The organism is Arthrobacter humicola (assembly GCF_039531445.1).
GTDB lineage: Bacteria > Actinomycetota > Actinomycetes > Actinomycetales > Micrococcaceae > Arthrobacter > Arthrobacter humicola.
This window is the reverse complement of sequence record NZ_BAAAQB010000038.1, coordinates 81,113-83,900: the sequence shown is the minus strand read 5'-3', so window position 1 is coordinate 83,900 and position 2,788 is coordinate 81,113. Positions and strand designations below refer to the sequence as shown.

The window sequence follows — 2,788 nt, the reverse complement described above, 5'->3', positions numbered from 1 at the left end:
GCCGCCCGGGCCGTGGCACCTTCCGTAGAAGGAGCCAGGGCCCGGGCGGCTTCCTGCGTCCAGCGCAGCTGGATTCAGACGCGGCTAGATGACGAGCGAGAGCAGCATGATCAGGCCGAAGCTCACCACGGAGATCAGAGTCTCCATGACGGACCAGGTCTTGAACGTCTGGCCCACGGTCAGCCCGAACAGCTCCTTGACCAGCCAGAAGCCGGCGTCGTTCACATGCGAGAAGAACAGCGATCCTGCACCGATGGCGAGGGCCAGCAGTGCGGCATGGGTCGGTGGCAGCGAACTGGCCAGCGGTGCCACGATCCCGGCGGCCGTCACGGTAGCGACCGTGGCCGAGCCCGTCGCCAGCCGGAGGGCGACGGCCACGATGAAGCCGAGCACGAGGACGGACATGTTGGTCCCCTCGGCCCAAGCCTTCACAGAGTCACCCACGCCGGCACCGATCAGCGTCTGTTTGAAGCCGCCACCGGCGCCGACGATCAGGAGGATCCCCGCGATGGGGCCGAGGCTCGCACTGATCCTGCTTGTGATCTTGCTGCCGTTGAGCCCGACGGCGTAGCCGAAGGTCACCATGGCCAGCAGGACGGCAAGCGTCATTGCGACGAGCGGCTGTCCGACGAAGTCGAAGAACGTACGGATGACCGGGGCGGTCTTGGGGTCAGGCCAGATGATGTCCATGACGGCCTTGAGCAGCATGAGCACCACGGGGAAGATGATGGTCAGCAACGTGACCAGGAAGCTCGGCGGGCGCTTGACGCCTTCCATGTCCGCGCCGTGCACGGTGTCGATGCCGCCGGCGACGGCGGGGGCGCCCACGGGCACCCACCGGGCTGCCAGCCGGGAGAAGAGCGGACCACAGATGATCACCGTGGGGATGGCGACGAGGATGCCAAGGGCCAGGGTGGTGCCCAGTTCAGCCTTGACGGCACTGATGGCGATCAGCGGTCCCGGGTGCGGCGGCACCAGGCCGTGCAGCACGGACAGGCCGGCCAGCGCCGGAATGGCGATGCGCATGAGCGGCATCTTTGAGCGCTGGGTGACCAGGACGATCACGGGCAGCAGCAGGACGAGACCGATCTCGAAGAACATCGGCAGGCCGATGATCACGGCGACGAGTGTGATCATCCAGACCAGCTTGTTGCCGGTGGCCTTGGCCAGGAGGGTGTCGACCACCCGGTTGGCGCCGCCGGAGTCGGCGAGCAGTTTGCCGAGCATCGCGCCGAGCGCGATCAGCAGGCCGACTTCCTTCAGGACACCGCCCACGCCGTCTTCGAAGTTGGCGATCACCTTGGCCGGGTCCACGCCGGCGGCCAGGCCCACGAAACCGGAGCCCAGTACGAGGGCCAGGAAGGGGTGGAATTTGAACTTGGCGATCAGTACGACGATCAGGGCGATGCCCAGACCGGCGACGATCAGTAGTTGGGTGTCGATGCCGGTCCCGGCCTCGACGGCAGCCGGAAGCTGCGTTGCTATCAGAGATTTCACAAAAATTCCTTGGTCGGCTGCGGAACGCGGGAAGGCTCAGGGCCTGGCGTCGGCAGCGTCGAGATTAAGTCGGGTGATGATTTCCTGTGCCTCTTCCGCCGGCGTTGCGGAGACGGACAGGGCAATGAAGTTTTCGTCCGCGGTGGGCGCTTCGAGCGCCTCGAACTGGGACTCCAGCAGGGCGGGCGGCATGAAGTGCCCGTGGCGGGAAGCCAGCCGGTCCGAGATCTTGTCCCGTGATCCCTCAAGGAACACAAAGACCACGCCTTCGCCGCGCAGGATGTCCCGGTAGCGCTTCTTCAGCGCCGAACAGGTCACAACTCCGGGAGCTCCGGCTTCTGTGTGGGCGCGGATCCAGTCGGCAATGCTTTCCAGCCAGGGCCACCGATCCTCGTCGGTCAGCGGCTGGCCGGCATGCATCTTGGCCACATTCGATTCAGGGTGCAGGTCGTCGCCCTCGGCGAGATCCCAGCCCAGCCTGCCGGCCAGTAGTCCCGCAACGGTCGATTTGCCCGATCCGGAGACCCCCATGATCACGAGAACGGGGTGTTGCGCAGTCTTCGCCATCAAAGTCTGCCTTCCATCAAATAAATATGATTTAAACAGAGGCCAGCATATGGCAGAGGGTGTGCTGCGGCAACACTAGAATCCGGCGATGGTCCCCGGGCCGTTGACTGTGACGACGTGGAAGGCCTCGGCGCTGCGCCCCGCCGGCAGCCCGCCGCGCGCCCCGGTGCTCAGCATGAGGCCGCGGACCGTGCGCTCCATGGCATCGACGTCGGGGTGCTGGCTGACGTGGATGTGGATGGCGGCAAGCTTGCTGTCGACATGCTCCGTGACGTCAACGAAGTGGTTTTCGCGTTCTTCGGGCCCGGCGAAGAGCCAGAGCCAGGGCAGTTTGTAAGCCTCCAGCCCGGACTCGGCCAGTTCCGGATACGCGAAGGGGTTTTCCAGGGCCGGGTATACGGCGCGGGTCACGGCCTCCCCCACGGCCAGGTGGTCCGGGTGGCTTTTCTGGATCCGGTTCCAGTTGCGCTCCGGATGCATCGACAGCACGACGTCGGGCCGGAGCTGGCGGATCAGGCGCACCACCTCACGCATCACCTCATGCGAGGGTTCAAGATAGCCGTCGCGCTGGTGCAGGTAATGGATGTCCGTGACGCCGACCAGGGCGGCCGCGCGCTGCTGCTCCGCGACGCGCAGCCGCACGATTTCGTCGCGCTGCGCGGGATCGAAACCGCCGGCGTCGCCGTCGGTCATGATGCAGTAGCTGACCTGGACTCCGGCGGCG

At 65.9% G+C, this 2,788-nt stretch carries 3 protein-coding genes; all 3 read right to left on the bottom strand.

The genetic code is table 11. From position 1 onward, the window contains the following. Positions 1-84 precede the first annotated feature (84 nt). A complete protein-coding gene (locus ABD243_RS15060; protein WP_344367395.1) occupies positions 85-1,488 on the bottom strand; it encodes a GntT/GntP/DsdX family permease in 1,404 nt (467 codons plus the stop codon). 45 nt (positions 1,489-1,533) lie between these two features. After that, positions 1,534-2,064: a gluconokinase gene (locus ABD243_RS15055; RefSeq protein WP_116766801.1), complete on the bottom strand. Its 531-nt coding sequence runs from the start codon at positions 2,062-2,064 to the stop codon at positions 1,534-1,536. 75 nt (positions 2,065-2,139) lie between these two features. Further along, positions 2,140-2,788: PIG-L deacetylase family protein (locus tag ABD243_RS15050; RefSeq protein ID WP_344367261.1), on the bottom strand; the 649-nt coding region annotated here is incomplete at its 5' end.

Bases quoted from the DNA above. Each gene is read 5' to 3' on its own strand.
- ABD243_RS15055 (WP_116766801.1), bottom strand. From the start codon at position 2,064: ATGGCGAAGACTGCGCAACACCCCGTTCTCGTGATCATGGGGGTCTCC.